Source organism: Georhizobium sp. MAB10 (genome assembly GCF_045012825.1).
Classification (GTDB): Bacteria; Pseudomonadota; Alphaproteobacteria; order Rhizobiales; family Rhizobiaceae; genus Georhizobium; species Georhizobium profundi.
This window is the reverse complement of record NZ_CP118314.1, coordinates 3296687-3315840: the sequence shown is the minus strand read 5'-3', so window position 1 is coordinate 3315840 and position 19154 is coordinate 3296687. Positions and strand designations below refer to the sequence as shown.

At 63.6% G+C, this 19154-nt stretch carries 14 protein-coding genes; 7 read left to right on the top strand and 7 right to left on the bottom strand.

All coding sequences use genetic code 11. The annotated features are described in order from the left end of the window. Nucleotides 1–2 precede the first annotated feature (2 nt). The 4 genes from PU133_RS15850 to thrC all read right to left on the bottom strand — a co-directional run bounded on the left by PU133_RS15850 (nt 3) and on the right by thrC (nt 6309). Complete coding sequence (locus PU133_RS15850; RefSeq protein WP_245451335.1) at nt 3–2855, bottom strand: EAL domain-containing protein; 2853 nt, start codon at nt 2853–2855, stop codon at nt 3–5. Nucleotides 2856–2908: 53 nt separating this feature from the next. Further along, nucleotides 2909–3496 carry a GNAT family N-acetyltransferase gene (locus tag PU133_RS15845; RefSeq protein WP_404864563.1) on the bottom strand — a complete coding sequence of 196 codons (588 nt, stop codon included), beginning with the start codon at nt 3494–3496 and terminating at the stop codon, nt 2909–2911. An 83-nt stretch (nt 3497–3579) separates the two neighbouring features. Continuing rightward, complete coding sequence (locus PU133_RS15840; RefSeq protein WP_404862468.1) at nt 3580–4887, bottom strand: M16 family metallopeptidase; 1308 nt, start codon at nt 4885–4887, stop codon at nt 3580–3582. A gap of 6 nt (nt 4888–4893) precedes the next feature. Further along, on the bottom strand, nt 4894–6309 hold the full coding sequence (gene thrC / locus PU133_RS15835) for a threonine synthase (protein WP_404862467.1): 1416 nt from the start codon (nt 6307–6309) through the stop codon (nt 4894–4896). Nucleotides 6310–6514: 205 nt separating this feature from the next. Between thrC and PU133_RS15830 the strand changes: the two genes are divergently transcribed. Continuing rightward, nucleotides 6515–7069 (top strand): hypothetical protein, encoded by a 555-nt coding sequence (locus tag PU133_RS15830; RefSeq protein WP_404864562.1) that lies wholly within the window; start codon nt 6515–6517, stop codon nt 7067–7069. 24 nt (nt 7070–7093) lie between these two features. On the opposite strand, the gene PU133_RS15825 is transcribed toward PU133_RS15830, so the two are convergent. Next, entirely contained in the window at nt 7094–7783 is a 690-nt protein-coding gene (locus PU133_RS15825; protein WP_404862466.1) for an HAD family hydrolase, read from the bottom strand. A gap of 196 nt (nt 7784–7979) precedes the next feature. Between PU133_RS15825 and PU133_RS15820 the strand changes: the two genes are divergently transcribed. Next, a complete protein-coding gene (locus PU133_RS15820; RefSeq protein ID WP_404862465.1) occupies nt 7980–9128 on the top strand; it encodes a site-specific DNA-methyltransferase in 1149 nt (382 codons plus the stop codon). A 73-nt stretch (nt 9129–9201) separates the two neighbouring features. Here PU133_RS15820 and PU133_RS15815 read toward each other — a convergent pair whose 3' ends face one another. Both PU133_RS15815 and mutY read right to left on the bottom strand, forming a co-directional pair. After that, the gene (locus PU133_RS15815) at nt 9202–9816 is read right to left on the bottom strand and encodes an HAD family hydrolase (RefSeq protein WP_404862464.1); all 615 of its coding nucleotides are present in this window, start codon (nt 9814–9816) and stop codon (nt 9202–9204) included. A gap of 24 nt (nt 9817–9840) precedes the next feature. Further along, nucleotides 9841–10929 (bottom strand): A/G-specific adenine glycosylase, encoded by a 1089-nt coding sequence (gene mutY / locus PU133_RS15810; RefSeq protein ID WP_404862463.1) that lies wholly within the window; start codon nt 10927–10929, stop codon nt 9841–9843. A gap of 114 nt (nt 10930–11043) precedes the next feature. Here mutY and PU133_RS15805 point away from each other — a divergent pair, with 114 nt between their 5' ends. The 5 genes from PU133_RS15805 (at nt 11044) to ppdK (ending at nt 19152) form a co-directional block, all read left to right on the top strand. Beyond that, a complete protein-coding gene (locus PU133_RS15805) occupies nt 11044–11541 on the top strand; it encodes a DUF721 domain-containing protein (RefSeq protein ID WP_126011114.1) in 498 nt (165 codons plus the stop codon). A 118-nt stretch (nt 11542–11659) separates the two neighbouring features. After that, on the top strand, nt 11660–12403 hold the full coding sequence (locus PU133_RS15800) for a DsbA family protein (RefSeq protein WP_245451334.1): 744 nt from the start codon (nt 11660–11662) through the stop codon (nt 12401–12403). 90 nt (nt 12404–12493) lie between these two features. Next, complete coding sequence (smc, locus tag PU133_RS15795; protein WP_404862462.1) at nt 12494–15955, top strand: chromosome segregation protein SMC; 3462 nt, start codon at nt 12494–12496, stop codon at nt 15953–15955. An 87-nt stretch (nt 15956–16042) separates the two neighbouring features. Next, nucleotides 16043–16354, top strand: coding sequence for a PilZ domain-containing protein (locus PU133_RS15790; protein ID WP_126011112.1), 312 nt, complete (start codon nt 16043–16045; stop codon nt 16352–16354). A gap of 125 nt (nt 16355–16479) precedes the next feature. Next, nucleotides 16480–19152, top strand: a complete 2673-nt coding sequence (ppdK, locus tag PU133_RS15785; protein WP_404862461.1) for a pyruvate, phosphate dikinase — start codon at nt 16480–16482, stop codon at nt 19150–19152. Nucleotides 19153–19154 lie beyond the last annotated feature (2 nt).

Genomic DNA, 19154 nt, shown 5'->3' with positions numbered 1-19154 from the left:
GATCAGCTTGCCTTGGAAAGCGGGAAGCGTTCGCGCAGCAGCTGCTTGATGGCCGGCGCACGCATGGCCGGGCCGAACAGGAAGCTCTGGCCGAAATCGCAGCCCATTTCGAACAGCTCGCCCGCATCCTCGTCGTGCTCGATACCCTCAGCGACGACCTTCATGTCCAGGTCCTTGGCCATGGTGATGATTGAGCGCAGGAGGACAGCGCGCTTGTCGCTGGTGTCACGCACGAGCGACTGATCGATCTTCAGCGTGTCGAAGGGGAAGCGCGTGAGATAGGCGAGCGAGGAATGCCCGGTGCCGAAATCGTCGAGCGCCAAGCCGATGCCGATCTCTCCCATGCGGGCAAGCACAAGTGCCGCCTGCTCAGGATTCTCCATCACGACGGACTCGGTGAGTTCCAGCTTCAAATGATGCGGCTTGCAGCCGGTCTTGGTCAGCGCCGCGCGAACATCGTTGCAAAGATCGTTGCGCAGAAGCTGCGCGCTGGAGATGTTGACCGACACCGAAACCGGTACTTCTCCGACATCGCCCTGCCAGTCTTTCAAGTCCGACGCAGCCTGCTCGATGGCGAAGAGGCCGAGCGCGAAGATGAGATCTGAGCTTTCGGCGATCGGAATGAATTCCGCAGGCGGGATGGCGCCACGTCGGGGATGCTCCCAGCGCATGAGCGCCTCGAAACCGACGATCTCGCCGTCTTCCAGGCGCACTATCGGCTGATAGGCAAGCCCCATTTCCTTGCGCTCCAGCGCCCGGCGGAGATCCGATTCCAGATGCAGCTTGTCCGTGCCGACCGTTTTGAAGGCTGGGCGGAAGGGCTCGATCCGGTTCCCGCCCTGACGCTTGGCGTGGTACATCCCGAGTTCGGCATCCTTCATGAGGTCGTAAGCGGACGTGCTGTCGTCGACGAACGAGACGAGGCCGATCGAGGCCGTCAGGATGATCTCGCGCTTGGCGAAGACGATCGGCACCATGATTGCCTTGTTGATCGCCTCGGCGAGCGCCGCGACTTTCGCCGGTGCCTGCTCGGACAGCAGGATGAGCCCGAACTGATCGCCGGTGATGCGGGCAAGCGTGTCCTGCGGCTTCAAAAGGCGCTTGAGACGGCGGGTGATCGTCAGAAGGATCGTGTCGCCGGCCGACATGCCCAGATTGTCGTTGACCTGCTTGAACCGGTCGATGTCGATCATGAAAACCGTTGGCCGCATGGCTTCCTGCGAGGCCGACATGCGGGTGAGGGCGTCCAGCCGGTCGAGAAACAGTTCGCGGTTCGGCAAACCGGTCAGATTGTCGTGCACCGCATCGTGGAGCAGGCGCTCCTCGGAGCTCTTCTGCTCGGTCACGTCGATCATGGTACCGACGCAGCGGATGACTTCGCCGTTGGAGCCGACGACCGGGCGCGCCCGCAGCGACATCCAGTGATAATGCGCGTCTTCGGCCCGCAGGCGGAACTGATGGTTGAGCCGGCCCTTGCGGTGCTCGATCATCACGTCGAGCGCACTGCGGAAACGGTCACGATCGTCCGGGTGGATCTGCGGCAGCCAGTTGCGGGCAGCGCCGTTCAGGGAACCATCCGGCAGGCCGAGCTGCCCTGAAATATCGGGAATGGTGACGACACGGTCTCGGGCAACGTCCCAATCCCAGACGGTATCGCCGGCGCCGCTGAGGGCGAGCGACTGCCGTTCCAGATCGCTGAAGAGGCCCTGCTGCAGGACACCGCCGGCAAAGGCGTGCTGCATGACCGTAAAGCCGATCAGGAGCACGATGAGCACCAGGCCGCCGCCAAGCGCAGGCTGGATGATGTCGTTGTCGAGCTGGCCCGTCACCGTCATCCAGGCGCCGAAGAGCCAGACGAGGATCAGCACCCAGGTGGGCACCAGCATGATCGCCCGGTCGTAGCGGTTGAACCCGAGATAGGCGATGAGCAGCAGGCCGACGACGCCGGTGGTGGCGAAGGAAATGCGCGCGAGGCCGGCCGCGATGGCCGGATCGTAGATCGCGACGCCGAATATCAGGCCGAGCGCGATGATCCAGGCGAGCGTCGCGTAGCTGAGATTGGTGTGCCAGCGATTGAGATTGAGATAGGTGAACAGGAAGATGACGAGCCCGGTCGCCAGGAACACTTCCGTGCCCGCGCGCCAGATGCGTTCATCGGCCGGCGTGACGCTGATCAGTTTCGACAGGAAACCGAAATCGACGCAGATATAGGCGAGCACCGCCCATGCGAGAGCGGCCGTCGCCGGCAGCATCGACGTGCCCTTCACGACGAACAGAATGGTGAGAAACACCGCGAGAAGGCCCGCAATGCCGAGCACGATGCCCTGATACAGCGTGAAGGCGTTGACCGTGTCCTTGTAGGCATCCGGCTCCCACAGATAGATCTGCGGCAGCTCGGGCGACGACAATTCGGCAACGAAGGTGACGATCGATCCCGGATTGAGGGTGATCTGGAACACGTCGGCATCAGGGCTTGCCTGGCGATCGAGCGCGAAGCCTTCGCTCGGCGTGACCGAAATGATGCGCTGCGAGCCGAGATCGGGCCAGATCATGCGCGAGCCGACGAGCCGGAAATGCGGCGCGACGATCAATCGATCCAGCTGCTCGTCGGAGACGTTCGCAAGCGAAAAGACGGCCCAATCGCCGGAGTGCTGTGGCGACGAAGCGCGCACTTCGATGCGGCGCACGATGCCGTCGGTGCCGGGGGCCGTCGACACCTGAAACGCCTCGCCGCGATGGGCATAGATGTCGGTGACGGCGGTCAGATCGAGCGCGGTTTCGTCACGGGATATGGCGACGGGATCGGCCGCTCGGGCCAGCCCCGGCAGCAAGGCTGCCAATAGGCCTGCGAGCATGAGGACTATCGAAATCAGGGCGATAGCGGGCCGGCGGTTGCTGTCCGTCCTAATCATCGAGCCTCGATCTTCATCATAGTCGAACCGATATCCGCGGAGTGCGGATCGGTCTCGAAGCGGCCGGCAGCCGCATCGTTCGTCAGACGTGCGTAGAGCAGGTGGTCGCGCCATACGCCGTCGATCTTGAGGTAGCCCCGCATGTAGCCTTCCCGGCGAAATCCGGCCTTTTCAAGGAGCCTGATGCTTCGCTCATTGTCGGGGATACAGGCTGCCTCGATGCGGTGCAACTTCAGCTGCGTAAAGATGTGGGGAATGAGCGCCTGAAGCGCCCGCGACATGTGCCCCTGGCCGGCATAGCGCTCGCCCATCCAGTAGCCGACCATGCAGCTCTGGGCAGCGCCACGGCGGATGTAACCGATCGTCAGGCCGCCCATCAGTTCGTCGTTCGACTTGCGGAAGAGAAACATCGGGATCGCGTGTCCCTCGGCGAAATCGCGCTCGTATCGACCGATGCGGCCGAGAAACGAAACCCGTGACAGCTCGTCGGGTGCCCAGCTCGGCTCCCAAGGCTGAAGGAAGGCGCGGCTTTCCATCCGCAGCGCGCGCCATGCGGCAAAGTCCGAGCGGGCAGGAAAGCGCATGTAGCTGTCGGGCGTCTCGACCGGAAGCGGATCGCTGCGTCGAGACAGGAAACCGAACACGACCGGGCCTTAACCGGACGCGGTCAGGCGTTGGCGGCGCGCGCGGATGCGGCGCCTCCACCACCCGTCGATAGGCTGCTTCGGATTTCCTCGAAGGACGGCAGGCTTTCCAGCGGTCCGATCGCGGAAATGGTCGGCACGGTGTCGAAGAACAGCCGTCCGGCAAGGTCCGTCAGGCGCGCCGGGGTCAAATTGGCGAGCCGATCCATCAACTCCTCGTTGGGGATGGGGCGCCCGTAAAGCAGCATCTGACGCGCGATCTGGCTTGCACGGGCGGCGGGACTTTCCTGCGCCATCAGCAATTGCGCGCGTGTCTGCGCCCGCGCACGGTCGATCTCCTGCACGTCGACACTCTCTGCGACATGGCGAAGTTCCTCGATCAGAACCGGCACCAGTTCCGGCAGGTCATCGCCGCCGGTTGCCGCATGAATTCCGAAGACGCCGCTGTCGGAAAAGCCCCAATGGAAGGCATAGACCGAATAGCAGAGGCCGCGCTCCTCACGCACCTTCTGGAAGAGCCGCGACGACATTCCGCCGCCAAGCACATTGGCGAGCAACTGCGAGCAGTAGAAGTCCCGCACGTGATAGGCGCGGCCCTCGAAGCCGAGCAGGAATTGAGCATCCATCAGGTTGCGGGATTCGCGATAATCGCCGCCGATATACTTCGCCGGTGTGACAAAGCTGTTGTCGGTGCCGCCCGTGGGGATCGAAGCGAAACGCTGTTCGACTTGGCGCACGAAGCTGTCGTGATCGATCGCGCCGGCGGCAACGATGATCATCCGATCGCTCGTGTAATGGCGGTCGAGATAGTGACGCAGGTCCTTGGGCGCGAAGGATTTCACTGTCTCCGGCGTGCCGAGAATGGCGCGGCCGAGAGGCTGGTCGCGGAAGGCGACCTCCGAGAAACGGTCGAACACGACATCGTCCGGCGTATCGTTGGCAGCGCCGATTTCCTGAAGGATCACGTGTTGTTCGCGCTCGAGCTCTTCTTCGTCGAAGCTCGATTCGGTGAGGATATCGGCGAGAATGTCGACGGCCAGCGGCACGTCGTTCTTCAGGATACGGGCGTAATAGGCGGTCGTCTCTACCGATGTGGAGGCGTTGACCTCGCCACCGACATTCTCGATTTCTTCGGCGATCTGGCGGGCGGTGCGTCGCGCCGTGCCCTTGAAGGCCATGTGTTCGAGCAGATGGGCGATGCCGTGCTGGTTTTCAGTTTCGTTGCGTGAGCCTGCCTTGATCCAGACGCCGAGCGCGACGCTCTCCAGATGAGGCATCATCTCGGTCACGACTGTCAGGCCGCTTGCAAGCCGGGTACATTGTACGCTCATGAACTCTCAGTCTTTCTGCGCCCGGCCATCGGCGGCACGGGCGTTGGCGAGGATAAAAGCCTCGACCGCGGAAAGGTCGCCCGGCAGCGTATCGAAGCGCTCCTCCCTGTCCATGAGATCAGAGAGCCACGCCGGCAGGGCCGGGTCAATACCGCACGCAGATTTTACGGCGTCCGGGAATTTCGCCGGGTGTGCGGTGGCAAGCGTGACCATCGGTGCCTGCACCACCGATTCGCGCGCAGCGACATGCATGCCGGTCGCCGTATGCGGATCGATCACCATGCCGGTCGTCTTGAAAACGGAGCCGATCGCCGCCGCGACTTCATCCATGGAGGCGCGTCCGGCGCCAAAGCCCGCGCGGATTTCCGCAAGCGCATCGGCATCGATGTCGAAGGCGCGAGACTGCTTAAGCCGGGCCATCGCCTGTCGAACCCGCTCGGCGTCCCGGTCCAGAGCTTCGAACAGAAGCCGTTCGAAATTGGACGAGATCTGGATGTCCATGGACGGCGAGGTGGTGGGGACGACCGAGTGCATCTCGTAACGCCCGGTCTGGATGGCGCGGGCGAGAATGTCGTTTTCGTTGGTCGCGACCACCAGCCGCTCGACGGGGAGACCCATGCGCCTCGCCGCATAGCCCGCGAAGATGTCGCCGAAATTGCCGGTCGGAACGGTGAAGGAGACGGCGCGATCGGGTGCGCCGAGCGAAACGGCGGAGGAAAAGTAATAGACGATCTGGGCCATGATCCGTGCCCAGTTGATCGAATTGATGCCCGACAGCCTGACCCGGTCGCGGAACGGCGCGTCGGCGAACATCGCTTTCACGAGGTCCTGGCAGTCGTCGAAATTGCCTTCGATAGCCAGTGTGCGGACATTGGCCGCCGTGGTCGTCGTCATCTGGCGCTGCTGCACCGGTGAGACGCGGCCCTTGGGAAACAGGATGAACATGTCGGTGCGGTCGCGGCCGGCAAAGGCCCCGACAGCCGCCGCACCCGTATCGCCCGACGTCGCGCCGACGATCGTGGCGCGCTGGTCGCGCTCGATCAACACATGATCCATGAGGCGCGCGATCAACTGCATCGCCACGTCCTTGAACGCCAGCGTCGGGCCGTGGAAAAGCTCCATCAAGAACCGGTCCGCACCGGTCTGAACGAGCGGCACGATCGCTTCGTGGCGGAACGTCGCATAGGCCTCGTCGATCATCCGACGCAGGTTTTCGGATGAAATGTCATTGCCGACCAACGGATGCATCACGGTGAAGGCGATGTCCTGATAGGTCTTGCCACGCATGGCCTTGATGTCGGCTACGGAGAATTGCGGCCATTCGCGCGGTACGTAGAGGCCGCCATCGCCGGCAAGGCCGGCAAGCAGTGCATCGCTGAAGCCGAGAGCCGGAGCGTTGCCCCGCGTCGAAACATAGTCCACGAAAAAGATTCCCATGTCTGCGAAGGAAGTGGCCGCCGTAGACGGTCGCGGCGACCTATAGACCATCGCCATGGTTCAAGGAAAGGCCGATGGCTACCGTCGCCAAGCGGCGCGGATGGGCTGGGATATGGTTAGCAAGCCGTTTGATGCGGAGCGCGCCTCGTGTATATCGTCCACCAACCGGTCAGAACGGAGGCTCTTGTCTGTGTCAGTTCTCAATCTTCGTCGTGGTGCTGCGCTGATGTCGCTGGTCGCGCTTGCGGCATGTTCGCCCTCGGGTGGGGGAAGCGGTCCGTTGGCCACGGCAGTGCGCGGCGGGCCGGATACGGCTGCGGCAACGACGCCGGTGGTTCAGGGCACTTGCCCCACCGTCGGTCTGCGCGACGGCACTGCGTTCTATCGCACCTATGCCGGCAACGACCAGAGCGACCCGGCGCAGGTGCGCTACCAGGTCTCGCTTGCCGAAACGACACGGCAGTGCACGCTGAGCGGCAGCGAGATCGTCATGAACGTTACCGCTGCCGGCCGTATCGTCGTTGGTCCGGCGGGTGCGCCCGGCACGGTCCAGATGCCGATCCGCGTGGCAGCGGTGCGCGGTGAAGAGGTTCTCTATTCGCAGCTCACCAATTTCTCGGCCACGGTCGACCAGGGCAGCGGGCAGTTTTTGTTCTCGGACACCAATGTCCGTATTCCCGCCGCCAATGCGCGCGGCGTCCGCGTTTTCGTGGGATTTGACGAAGGCCCGTACGACACGCCGTAAGCGCGACTAGACGACCGTCGGGACTCAGATGAGTTCCGACCAGCCGGCAAGCGCCTTCACGGTTGCCGGCAAATCCGCCATCCGAGACACGACCGTCTGGGCACCGGCGTCCATCAGCCGCCCGGCAAGCGCCGGATAGGCGTGCGAGGCGCCGGTAAAGCCGATGACCCGCATGCCGGCGGCTTGCGCCGCAGTCACGCCGTGCACGGAATCCTCAATCACGATGACGCGGGCAGGGTCTGCCTTCATCTGCTCCGCGCCGTGCAGGAAAATGTCGGGCTTCGGCTTGGTGCGGTTTTCGCCGAGCGACTTGGCCGAATAGATGTTCGGCGCAAAACTTTCCCAAAGCTGCGTGCGCTTGAGCATGATCTCGAGCCGCTTCGTCGAAGAGTTCGAGCAGATGCACCGGGGTGCATCGAGCTGGCGCAGTGCCGATGCAACGCCCTCGATCGCTTTCACGCTCTTGGCCAGTTTCTCGTCGAGAAGCTTTTCAGACTTTTCAAGCAGTGTCGCCTGAAGCGGTATCGACGCTTCGCGCTCGACCGTCAGCAGAATGTCTTTCCAGGTCAGGCCCGCGAAGCGCTCGGCCATTTCGCCAGCCTCGATAGGATAGCCTGCCTCGGTCAGGATACGCGCCTCGACTTCAGCCGCAATGATCTCGGAATCGACGAGCACGCCGTCGCAATCGAATATGATGAGGTCCAGTCCGTCCATGGCGCGCAGGCTTTCTCACTCGACAATCTTTGGAATTTGCGGCCCGCATATCATGCGCCGTGGCCTTCGAACACCCTTAGCGCCCGCATGACTCGTTATCGATCGGCGCATAAATCGATCGGGCTTCAGGCTTTCGTAACCATATTCGTCAACCATGAGGACAAGTTGTTCCGAGTAATGCGTAACCGGGTATCCCATGGCCTCCGTGACTGCCTCCGCCGCCCGCGCCAGGGCGACAAGTGCCAAGCCGTCGAGCACGACGGGTTTTCCGATCAACACGATTCTGAAAGGCGACTGTGTCGCTGCGCTCGAGAAGCTGCCGTCGCAGTCCGTCGATCTGATCTTCGCCGATCCGCCCTACAACCTGCAGCTTGGCGGTGACTTGCATCGCCCGGACCAGTCGAAGGTCGATGCGGTGGACGATCACTGGGACCAGTTCGCGTCCTTCGAGGCCTATGATGCCTTTACCCGCGCCTGGTTGCTCGCCTGCCGCCGGGTGCTGAAGCCGACGGGGTCGATCTGGGTCATCGGCTCCTACCACAACATCTTCCGTGTCGGCGCGACGCTGCAGGATCTGAACTTCTGGATCCTGAACGACGTCGTCTGGCGCAAGACCAATCCGATGCCAAATTTCCGTGGGCGCCGGTTCCAGAATGCCCATGAAACCCTGATCTGGGCGAGCCGGGATCCCGACGCGAAAAGCTACACGTTCAACTACGATGCGATGAAGGCGGCCAATGACGATGTGCAGATGCGCTCGGACTGGCTGTTTCCCATCTGCTCGGGCGGCGAGCGGATCAAGGATGAGGACGGCCGCAAGGCACACCCGACCCAGAAACCCGAAGCACTGCTGGCCCGCATCATGATGGCTACATCCCGCCCGGGAGATCTCGTGCTTGATCCCTTCTTCGGGTCTGGGACGACCGGCGCCGTCGCCAAGCGGCTGGGTCGCAATTATGTCGGGATCGAACGTGAGCAGTCCTATATCGACGTTGCCGAGCGGCGCATTGCAGCTGTCGAACCGCTCGGAAAAGCCGAATTGACGATCGTTTCGAGCAAGCGCGCCGAGCCGCGCGTGGCCTTCAGTGCGCTGGTGGAATCCGGAATGATCCTGCCGGGCACCGTGCTGACGGACCAGCGCGGCAAGTTCAGCGCCATCGTGCGCGCCGACGGCACGGTAACGAGCGGCGGCGAAGCGGGCTCGATCCACCGGATCGGCGCCAAGGTCCAGGGTTTCGAAGCCTGCAATGGCTGGACCTTCTGGCACGTACGCCGTGAAGGACGCCTTGATCCGATCGATGCGCTGCGCCGCATCGTGCGCGATCAGATGGCGATCGCCGGCTGATCGAAAGACTTCATAGGCAGCGTCGAGATAGACGCCGCCCTCAAGAACCCCTCGACGGTGTGAGTACCTCCAGTCACGTCGAGAGGCCGAAACGCTCAAGGTCCGCCTTGAGCGTTTTGGCGTTCTGGAAGTGCACGGCCTGCCAGCCGGCATCGATCGCGCCTTGAACATTGGCCAGCGTGTCGTCGATGAAGAGCGATGCCGCCGGATCGAGGCCGAAAGTCTCGGCGTGGATGTCGTAGATCGCCCGATCCGGCTTGATGACTTTGATCTCGCCCGAAACCGTGACCCCACGCGGCCTGCTGAGGAAATCGAAGCGCTTCCTGGCCTCGGCGAACGTATCGGCGGCGAAATTCGTCAGCATCGTCACGTCATGGCCCGCATCGATCAGGCCCAGCATGATGTCGACGCTCTCTTCATAGGCGTGCGGCACCATCTCGTGCCAGTGCTGCCGGAAGGCGCGAATGTGTTCGGCGTGGTCCGGGTGCGTGGCGATCAGAAGCGTCTCGGCTTCCTCCCACGTGCGGCCGCGATCCTGCTCGATGTTCCATTCATGCGTGCAGATTTCGGCAAAGAAGCGCTGCCGCTCCGCCTCATCGGGGATCAGGCGCTTGTAGGGCAGGTCGGGATCGTAATGGATCAGCACCTTGCCGATGTCGAACACGATGTGGCGGATGGCAGTGGTCATGAACAAGTCCGAATAGTGAGAGGGTCAGAAGATATCGGGGATAGCGCAGGCAAGCGCCTTCTTCATGACAGTCGGCAAAGCTTCGCCTGAAATGTCGTTACGGGTCGACCACCAGCCGATGTTGGTCGCCGGCCTCTGGGAGAGCTCGGCCCGGTAGACATCGAGCCGCAATTCGAAATGGGTGAAGACGTGCTTGATCGTGCCGGCAAGCGTCCAGGCAGCCGGGAACGGCGCGGCATCGACCGACGTATCCCCATCGAGCCGCGCGGTGAATTCGGAGGTCGGCACCTCGCTCATGCCGGCAAGCAGGCCCGTGCCGGGGCGTTTGCGCAGCAGAACGGCGCCGCCGGGATCGACCGCAACGAAGGCGGCTGCGCGCCGGACCGGCTTTTCCTTTTTGGCCGCTTTCAGCGGAAAACGCTCCGGATCGCCGTTGCGAAGCGCCATGCAGCGGTCGCGCAGCGGGCAAAGGATGCAGGATGGCCGACGCGGCGTGCAGATCGTCGCGCCGAGATCCATGGTCGCCTGGGCAAAGTCGCCCGGCCGGGCGGCGGGCACCTCGGTCGCGACAAGCCTGCGGATCTCGGGCTTGGCGGCGGGCAGGGGCGTCTCGATGGCGAAAACGCGGGTGAAAACCCGCTCCACATTACCGTCGACGACGGGCTCGGCGCGGTTGAAGGCGATTGCAGCCACGGCGCCGGCCGTATAGTCGCCGATGCCCGGCAGCGAGCGGAGCCCTGCAGCGTCCGGTGGAAACGCGCCGCCATGATCGTTTACGACCGCTTCAGCCGCGCGCTTCAGATTGCGGGCGCGCGAGTAGTAGCCGAGCCCGGCCCAGGCCTTCAGCACGTCTTCTTCATCGGCCGCGGCGAGATCGGCGACCGTTGGCCATAGCGCCAGAAACTTCGCATAGAATGGTCCGACGGCCTGCACGGTCGTCTGCTGCAGCATGATTTCAGAGAGCCACACCCGGTAGGGATCGGCGCGCTCGCCCGCCTGCTGCCGGCCGGGTGTGACCCGCCATGGCAGCTCGCGGTGGTGCCTGTCGTACCAGGCCAGCAAGGCATCGGCGATTCTCTCGGACGGAGCAGATTGCGCGGCGGACCGGGCCATTCAGGCCAGCCTTTCGGCAGCGGTGCCGATCCTGTAAGGGTGGGGGGATTGAAGCTTCATCACCGGCTCGATACCACGGCCTTCAGCCGCTTTCCACGGGAACGACAAGCCGCGATGCGACGCAAAACGCTCTTCCAGATCGCCGAGATCGCCAATGGCCTTGTCGATCCGATCCTCGCCAAGCGGGCGGGCATCAACACGATGCTGCTCGGCTCTTGGGAAGATATTGCCGGACCGGAGTTTGCGGACTGCACGAAGCCGGAAAAGATCGTCTGGCAGCGCCGCGCCAGCGAAGGACAGGCGGATGGCGGCTTCGAGCCCGGCACGCTGGTTGTCGCCTGCGAAGGTGCGCGCGCCTTGTTTCTTAGCCATCAGTTGGGCGAATTCATCGACAGGATCAACGGCTTCTTCGGCTTTCCTGCAGTGCAGCGCATCAAGATCGTCCAAAAGCCGGTGACACCGTTGAACCGGCCGAAGCGACGGGCCCCGCCGCTGCCGCAGGACAAGGCGCAGCATTTGTCGAAAATGCTGGGTGACATCGAAGACGATCGACTGAAGGCTGCTCTGGAAAAGCTTGGTCGGGCTGTGATGACCCAGAAGAAGCACGGCTGAGGAGCCAATAGGCTCACGCCTTGTTGAAGCGCGGCGATTGAGGCTCTCTTGTTCCGCCACAATTGTCACTATATCGGTCGGTACCACCGCAGACATGTGAAAAAGGGTTGATTGCCTCATGACGAACCGCATCGCGACGCCAACCGCCAAGCGCCAGACAATCGCGCGCCTCGCCGCCGTGAGCCTGATGGCGCTCGCCGTCGCGGCCTGCGCCGATGAAGCCAACTCGCAGACGGCGACGAACGAAGCGCCGATCGAGCTCGCACAGGCCGACACCGGTTCGGCCGCTGCCGTCGAAGCGCCTGCATCGCAGGGCAGCGTCGATATGGAAGCCGTGCTCGAGGAAGGCCCGCTGCCCGAGATGTTTCTGGGCGAGGCCGATGCGCCGGTAACCATCGTCGAATACATGTCTTTGACCTGCCCGCACTGCGCGTCGTTCCATAACGAGACCTTCGATGCGCTGAAGACGAAGTATATCGACGGCGGCCAAGTGCGCTTCATCGTGCGCGACTTCCCCTTCGATCCGCGCGCTGCCGCCGGTGCGATGCTTGCTCGCTGCGCGCCAGAGGGACAGTATTTCCCGATGGTCGACATGCTTTTCGAACAACAGTCGAGCTGGGCTGCTGCACAGGATGCGCGCGGCGCCCTGCTTCAGATTTCGCGGATGGCCGGTTTTACACAAGAGTCCTTCGAGGCTTGCTTGACGAACCAGGAACTTCTGGATGATGTGAATGCCGTCAGGCAGAAAGCCGCAGAGGAATTCCAAGTTCAGTCTACGCCGACCTTCATCATCAACGGCGAGCGCTATGCCGGGAACATGTCGATTGAGCAGATGTCCGCAATCATCGACGCCAATCTCTGACCGCACAATTTCATTCCCGGAAAAGGCGGATGCGCTCGCGCGTCCGCCTTTTTCTTTGATGGCAGCGCTCGTCTTGCGGGACCGTGACGGATGAAGTTCACCAAGCTTCGCCTGATCGGCTTCAAATCCTTCGTGGAGCCTTCCGAATTCATCATCGAGCGCGGGTTGACGGGTGTCGTCGGCCCGAATGGCTGCGGAAAGTCCAATCTGGTGGAAGCGATCCGCTGGGTGATGGGCGAAAACTCCTACAAGAACATGCGCGCGTCCGGCATGGACGACGTGATCTTCTCGGGATCCGGCAATCGCCCGGCACGCAACACGGCTGAAGTTGGCCTCCACCTCGACAATTCGGACCGCACGGCACCGGCCGGTTTCAACGACCACGACGAAATCCAGGTGACGCGGCGCATCGAGCGGGAGGCGGGGTCCGTCTATCGTATCAACGGCAAGGAAGCGCGTGCCAAGGACGTGCAGCTGCTCTTCGCCGACGCCTCGACCGGCGCGCGCTCGCCTTCCATGGTGGGGCAGGGCCGCATCGGCGAGTTGATCCAGGCCAAACCGCAGGCCCGCCGCCAGCTTCTGGAAGAGGCAGCCGGCATTTCCGGCCTGCATTCGCGCCGCCACGAGGCCGAGCTGCGCTTGAGGGCAGCCGAGACGAACCTCGAACGTCTGGACGACGTGACCGGTGAATTGCGCAGCCAGATCGACAGCCTGAAACGACAGGCGCGGCAGGCAAACCGCTTCAAGCAACTGTCCGCCGACATCCGCGCCGCCGAGGCGACGCTGCTGCATATCCGGTGGGTAGGCGACAAGAAGGCCGAGGGCGAAGCCCAGTCCGTTCTTGCGCAGGCGACGAGCACGGTGGCCGAGCGGGCGCAGGCGCAGATGGAAGCGGTGAAGGCGCAGGCGATCGGCGCGCACCGGATCCCCGAATTGCGCGATGCGGCTGGAAAGGCAGGCGCTGCGCTGCAGCGGCTCGAAATTGCTAGGACGCAGCTCGACGCCGAAGTCGATCGCATCAAGCGGCGCCGCGAAGAGCTGCAGCAGCGGTTGGCACAACTCGTTCGCGACATCGCCCGTGAAGAAGCGCTCATCAGCGACAACAAGGGCGCAATCGCAAAGCTCGACGCCGAGCAGGCCGAACTGAAATCGTCGCTTGCCGCATCCTTCGATCTCGAAACACAGGCGAGAGCGGCGGTCGAACGGACTGCGACTGCCTTGACGGAAGCTGAATCGGTCGTCGCGGGAATCACCGCCGAGCGGGCAGAGGCTGCAGCGGCGCGCAACCAGCAGGAGCGCAGCCTGCGCGACCTGACCGATCGGGAAGCCCGTACGGCCGGGCAACTGCGTTCCATCGAGAAGGAACGCGACGAGATCAACGCGAAGATCGCAGGCTTGCCCGATCCGGAAGCGAAACGGCAGGCGCTGGAGGCCGTGCTGGCAGAGGCGGAGACCCTGCGGCTGCAACTGGTCGACGCGGAAACCGCGCTGGAGCAGGCACGCGAGCGCGAGCCGCAGATGCGCGGCCCTCTCGACAAGGCCCGCGCTGCGCTGAATGCCATCGAAACCGAGGCGCGCACGATCCGCAAGATGCTGGCAGGCGGAGCGGGCAGTGGCGCCTATCCAGCCGCCGTCGAAAGCATGCGGGTGGACCGGGGCTTCGAGAAAGCCCTTGGAGCGGCGCTTGGTGACGATCTCGACCAGCCGCTCGACGAGCGCGCGCCCGCCCATTGGCGTTTCACGGGCGAGGGGGAGGCTGACGGAGATCTGCCGGAAGGCGTTCGGTCACTCGCAAACCATGTCGATGCACCTCAGGCGCTGGCGCGACGGCTGCGGCAGGTGGGGCTCGTCGAAGCCTCGGACGGGCCGCGTATTCAGGCACTGTTGAAGCCCGGGCAGCGGATCGTGACCCGCAACGGCGCTCTGTGGCGGTGGGATGGTTTTGTGGCCGGCGCGGACGCGCCGACGGCCGCGGCACTCAGGCTCGAGCAAAAAAATCGGCTGGCCGAGCTTGATGCCGAGGCGGTTGCCGCCTCCGAGGAGGTCAAGAAGGCGGAGGCTGCGTTCGATGCCGCCAAGACTGCTGTCCAGCTGGCCACGGAAGCGATGAAACTCCTGCGCGGCAAGCGCGACGAGATGGCACGGCAGGTCGATCGTGCCCGCGACGCATCGCGGGACGCCGAGCGTGCCGCCGGCCAGTTCGCGAGCCGCAAGGCGGTGCTCGATGAAACCCATGCGCAGACATCCGCCACGCTCGCCGAACTGAGCGAAGCGCTGGCGGCAGCCAGGGCGCAGCTTGCCGAGGCGCCGGATCTGTCGGCCCTCGATCAACGCTTGTCCGCCGCAACGCTCGTGCTGGCACAAGGCCGTACGGCCGCGGCCGAGGCGCGGTCGCGGCACGATGCGGGGTTGCGGGAAAAAGAAGCCCGCGGACGCCGCATCGAGGCGATCGACGGCGACCGCAAGGCGTGGATGGAACGCGCGGCGGGCGCCGAAGCCCATATCGCGGAGCTCAAGAAGCGGCAGGAAGAAGCAAGCGCCGAGGCCGCGACGCTTGATGCATCACCCGACGATCTGGACGAAAAGCGGGTGGCACTTCTTGGGCAATTAAAGGAAGCCGAGAGGCTGCGGCGCGAGGCGCGCGACCGGTTGAACGAGGCCGACGCAAGGCAGAAGAAGCTCGATCAGGCTGCCAATGATGCGCTTTCCGCGCTGGCTTCCTCGCGCGAGGAGCGCGGGCGAGCGGAAGAGCGCCTGCACGCCGCGCGGGAACGACGCGAGGAGATCGAGGCGCGCATCCGCGATGCGCTCGGCTGCCATCCGCACGAGGCCATCCGGCATACCGGGCTTGGTCATGACCAGCCATTGCCCGACGCGCTGGTGACCGACCGAAGGCTGGAGCAGCTGAAGGTGGATCGCGAAAGGCTCGGCGCCGTCAATCTTCGGGCGGAGGCGGAAAGCCAGGAACTTTCTGAGCGGCTGGATCAGATCGTCGGCGAGCGGGAGGACGTGATCGAGGCGATCCGCAAGCTGCGGGGCGCCATCCAGAGCCTCAACCGCGAAGGCCGCGAGCGTTTGCTGGCCGCATTCGAGGTGGTGGACCAGCAGTTTCGCCGCTTGTTCACCCATCTCTTCGGCGGTGGGACGGCGGAGCTCCAGCTCGTCGAATCTGACGATCCGCTGGAGGCTGGGCTCGAAATTCTCGCCCGGCCGCCCGGCAAGAAACCGCAGACCATGACCCTGCTGTCCGGCGGCGAGCAAGCGCTGACGGCAATGGCGCTGATCTTTGCGGTGTTCCTGACCAACCCGGCGCCGATCTGCGTGCTCGACGAGGTCGATGCACCGCTTGACGACCACAATGTGGAGCGCTTCTGCAATCTGATGGACGAGATGGCGGCATCGACCGAGACCCGCTTCATCCTCATCACCCACAATCCGATCACCATGGCGCGCATGAACAGGCTGTTCGGCGTAACCATGGCCGAGCAGGGCGTGTCCCAGCTCGTGTCCGTAGACCTCGAAACAGCCGAGCAAATCCGCGAAGCGAGCTGATCGCTTCAATTTGAGCCTTCGCATTTCCTGAAGCGCAACACCTGCTCCGGCACGATACACCCTGGTCAGCGGTGGTTGTCGGAGAGCATGATGCTTCCAGACCAGCGGCGCGAGCCGCGACGGCGATGCGATTTTGATGTCCAAATCAGGCATGGCGAGCGCGCTCATCGCGGCCGTGCCTTCGATCTGTCGCGCACGGGAATATCCATTCGGATAAGCGCCTATGCTTCGCTCAACAAGGGCGATGAGATCGATATTCACGCGCCGGAGCTTGGCTGGCTGCAGGGCCGCATCGTCTGGCGATCGCCGCAGCGCATCGGCGTGATCTTCAAGCGGTCGACCAACACGACCGCCAAGGTCGAGTCGTTCTTCCGGTCAAGGGCGCTTGCCCGCGCCTGAGCGGCCAGTGTCATCCAGGTCTTCTCTTCAGACGATGGTGCACACCACCAAAGACACCGTTTATTCCGGCGCCGATATTCTATAAGCGCACTGCAGACGGTTCGACGTCCAACGGGAGAAGCTGGATGGCAAAGTGGGTCTATGGTTTCGGCGACGGCAAGGCTGAGGGCAGCGCGTCCGACCGCAATCTCTTGGGAGGCAAGGGCGCCAATCTCGCCGAGATGTGCGGTCTTGGCCTTCCCGTGCCCCCCGGTTTCACCATCACGACCGAGGTCTGCAAGTGGTTCTACGACCACGGCAAAGCCTATCCGGAAACACTTGAGGCCGATGTCGATGCCGCTCTGGCATCCGTTGGCCGCTCGGTTGGCCGTGAGTTCGGTGGCCTGGAAAAGCCGCTCCTCCTCTCCGTGCGGTCCGGCGCGCGCGCATCCATGCCGGGCATGATGGACACCGTCCTCAATCTTGGCCTCAACGACGAGACGGTCATCGCTCTCGCCAAGAATTCCGGTGACGAGCGGTTTGCCTATGACAGCTACCGCCGCTTCATCCAGATGTATTCGAGCGTCGTTCTCGACGTGGATCACGAGCACTTCGAGGAAATCCTTGAAGACGCCAAGGCAACGCTTGGCTACGAGCTGGACACGGATATGACCGCCGCCGACTGGCAAGGCGTGATCACCCGCTTCAAGGCACTGGTCGAGCAGGAAACGGGCGCACCGTTCCCGCAGGAACCATCCGCCCAGCTTTGGGGCGCGATCGGCGCGGTTTTTTCGAGCTGGATGAACGCGCGCGCGATCACCTATCGCCAGCTCCACAATATCCCCGCAGCCTGGGGCACGGCCGTCAACGTGCAGGCGATGGTGTTCGGCAATCTCGGCAACACTTCGGCCACGGGCGTCGCATTCACGCGCAATCCATCGACCGGCGAGAAGCGACTTTACGGCGAGTTCCTCGTCAATGCGCAGGGCGAGGACGTCGTGGCCGGCATTCGCACGCCGCAAGACCTAACCGAGCAGGCGCGCATCGAATCGGGCTCCGACAAGCCATCGCTCGAGAAGCTGATGCCCGACACGTTCCGCGAGTTCACCTCGATCTGCGATCGGCTGGAAGCGCATTACCGCGACATGCAGGATGTCGAGTTCACCGTCGAGAGCGGCAAGCTCTGGATGCTGCAGACCCGATCCGGTAAGCGCACCGCGAAAGCTGCGCTGAAAATCGCCGTCGATATGGCGGCGGAAGGCGTGATTACGCCGAACGAGGCGGTCTGCCGCGTCGATCCGGCTTCGCTCGACCAGTTGCTGCACCCGACGATCGATCCGGGCTCGACCCGCGATGTGATCGCCAAAGGCCTGCCGGCATCGCCGGGTGCGGCGACGGGCGAGATCGTGTTCACCTCCGAAGATGCCGTCGCCAAAGCCAAGGAAGGCCGTCCGGTGATCCTCGTGCGCATCGAGACGAGCCCCGAGGATATCCACGGCATGCATGCCTCGGAAGGCATTCTGACGACACGCGGCGGCATGACGAGCCACGCGGCTGTCGTTGCCCGCGGCATGGGAACGCCTTGCGTATCGGGTGCAGGCGGCATCCGCGTAGACATGAAGGCCGAAACGATCCAGACGCCATCAGGCTTGCTGAAAAAGGGCGACGTCATCACGCTCGACGGTTCGACCGGCCAGGTCATCCGCGGCAAGGTAACGATGCTGCAGCCGGAACTTTCCGGCGATTTCGGTAAGCTGATGGAATGGGCGGATGCGGCGCGGCGCATGAAAGTGCGCACCAACGCCGAAACGCCTGCAGACGCGAAAGCCGCGCGTTCATTCGGTGCCGAAGGCATCGGGCTTTGCCGCACCGAGCACATGTTCTTCGAAGGCAAGCGGATCGTCGCGATGCGCGAGATGATCCTCGCCGACAACGAAGCAGGTCGCCGCGAGGCGCTCGCCAAGCTCTTGCCGATGCAGCGTTCCGATTTCGTCGAGCTGTTCGACATCATGGCGGGCCTGCCGGTGACGATCCGGCTTCTCGATCCTCCGCTGCACGAGTTTCTGCCGAAGACGGACGAAGAAATCGCGGAAGTCTGCGAGGCGATGGGCGTTGCCGAGGACCTGTTGCGTGAACGCGTCGAGGCGCTGCACGAATTCAACCCGATGCTCGGCCATCGCGGCTGCCGCCTGGCAATCTCCTATCCCGAGATTGCCGAGATGCAGGCGCGTGCGATCTTCGAGGCGGCCGTCGAAGCTGCCGGCAAGGCGGGCGAGATGGTCGTGCCGGAAGTCATGGTGCCGCTCGTCGGCCTGAAGAGCGAACTGGACTTCGTGAAGGCGCGCATCGATGCCGTCGCCGAAGAGGTGATGGCGGAAACCGGTGCCCGCTTCGACTATCTGGTCGGCACCATGATCGAGTTGCCGCGCGCAGCGATCCGCGCCGGCTCGATTGCCGAGACCGCGGAGTTCTTCTCCTTCGGCACTAATGATCTGACGCAAACGACCTTCGGCATTTCGCGCGACGATGCCGCCACCTTCCTGCAGACCTATCAGCAGAAGGGCATCATCGAGCAGGACCCGTTCGTGTCCATCGACATCGACGGTGTTGGCGCGCTCGTTGAAATCGCCTCGAAAGCGGGACGGGACCGTCGGCCGGACATCAAGCTCGGCATCTGCGGCGAACATGGCGGCGATCCGTCGTCGATCACGTTCTGCGAGGAAACGGGGCTCGACTATGTGTCGTGTTCACCGTTCCGCGTTCCGATCGCACGGCTTGCAGCAGCGCAAGCCTCGATCCGCGGCGCACAGGCCGAATAGTC

Coding starts and splice junctions, on each gene's coding strand:
- PU133_RS15790 (WP_126011112.1), top strand. CDS start 16,043: ATGATGCTTCCAGACCAGCGGCGCGAGCCGCGACGGCGATGCGATTTT.
- PU133_RS15820 (WP_404862465.1), top strand. CDS start 7,980: ATGGCCTCCGTGACTGCCTCCGCCGCCCGCGCCAGGGCGACAAGTGCC.
- ppdK (WP_404862461.1), top strand. CDS start 16,480: ATGGCAAAGTGGGTCTATGGTTTCGGCGACGGCAAGGCTGAGGGCAGC.
- PU133_RS15845 (WP_404864563.1), bottom strand. CDS start 3,496: ATGCGCTTTCCTGCCCGCTCGGACTTTGCCGCATGGCGCGCGCTGCGG.
- PU133_RS15815 (WP_404862464.1), bottom strand. CDS start 9,816: ATGACCACTGCCATCCGCCACATCGTGTTCGACATCGGCAAGGTGCTG.
- smc (WP_404862462.1), top strand. CDS start 12,494: ATGAAGTTCACCAAGCTTCGCCTGATCGGCTTCAAATCCTTCGTGGAG.
- PU133_RS15805 (WP_126011114.1), top strand. CDS start 11,044: ATGCGACGCAAAACGCTCTTCCAGATCGCCGAGATCGCCAATGGCCTT.
- PU133_RS15825 (WP_404862466.1), bottom strand. CDS start 7,783: ATGGACGGACTGGACCTCATCATATTCGATTGCGACGGCGTGCTCGTC.
- PU133_RS15800 (WP_245451334.1), top strand. CDS start 11,660: ATGACGAACCGCATCGCGACGCCAACCGCCAAGCGCCAGACAATCGCG.
- PU133_RS15840 (WP_404862468.1), bottom strand. CDS start 4,887: ATGAGCGTACAATGTACCCGGCTTGCAAGCGGCCTGACAGTCGTGACC.
- PU133_RS15850 (WP_245451335.1), bottom strand. CDS start 2,855: ATGCTCGCAGGCCTATTGGCAGCCTTGCTGCCGGGGCTGGCCCGAGCG.
- mutY (WP_404862463.1), bottom strand. CDS start 10,929: ATGGCCCGGTCCGCCGCGCAATCTGCTCCGTCCGAGAGAATCGCCGAT.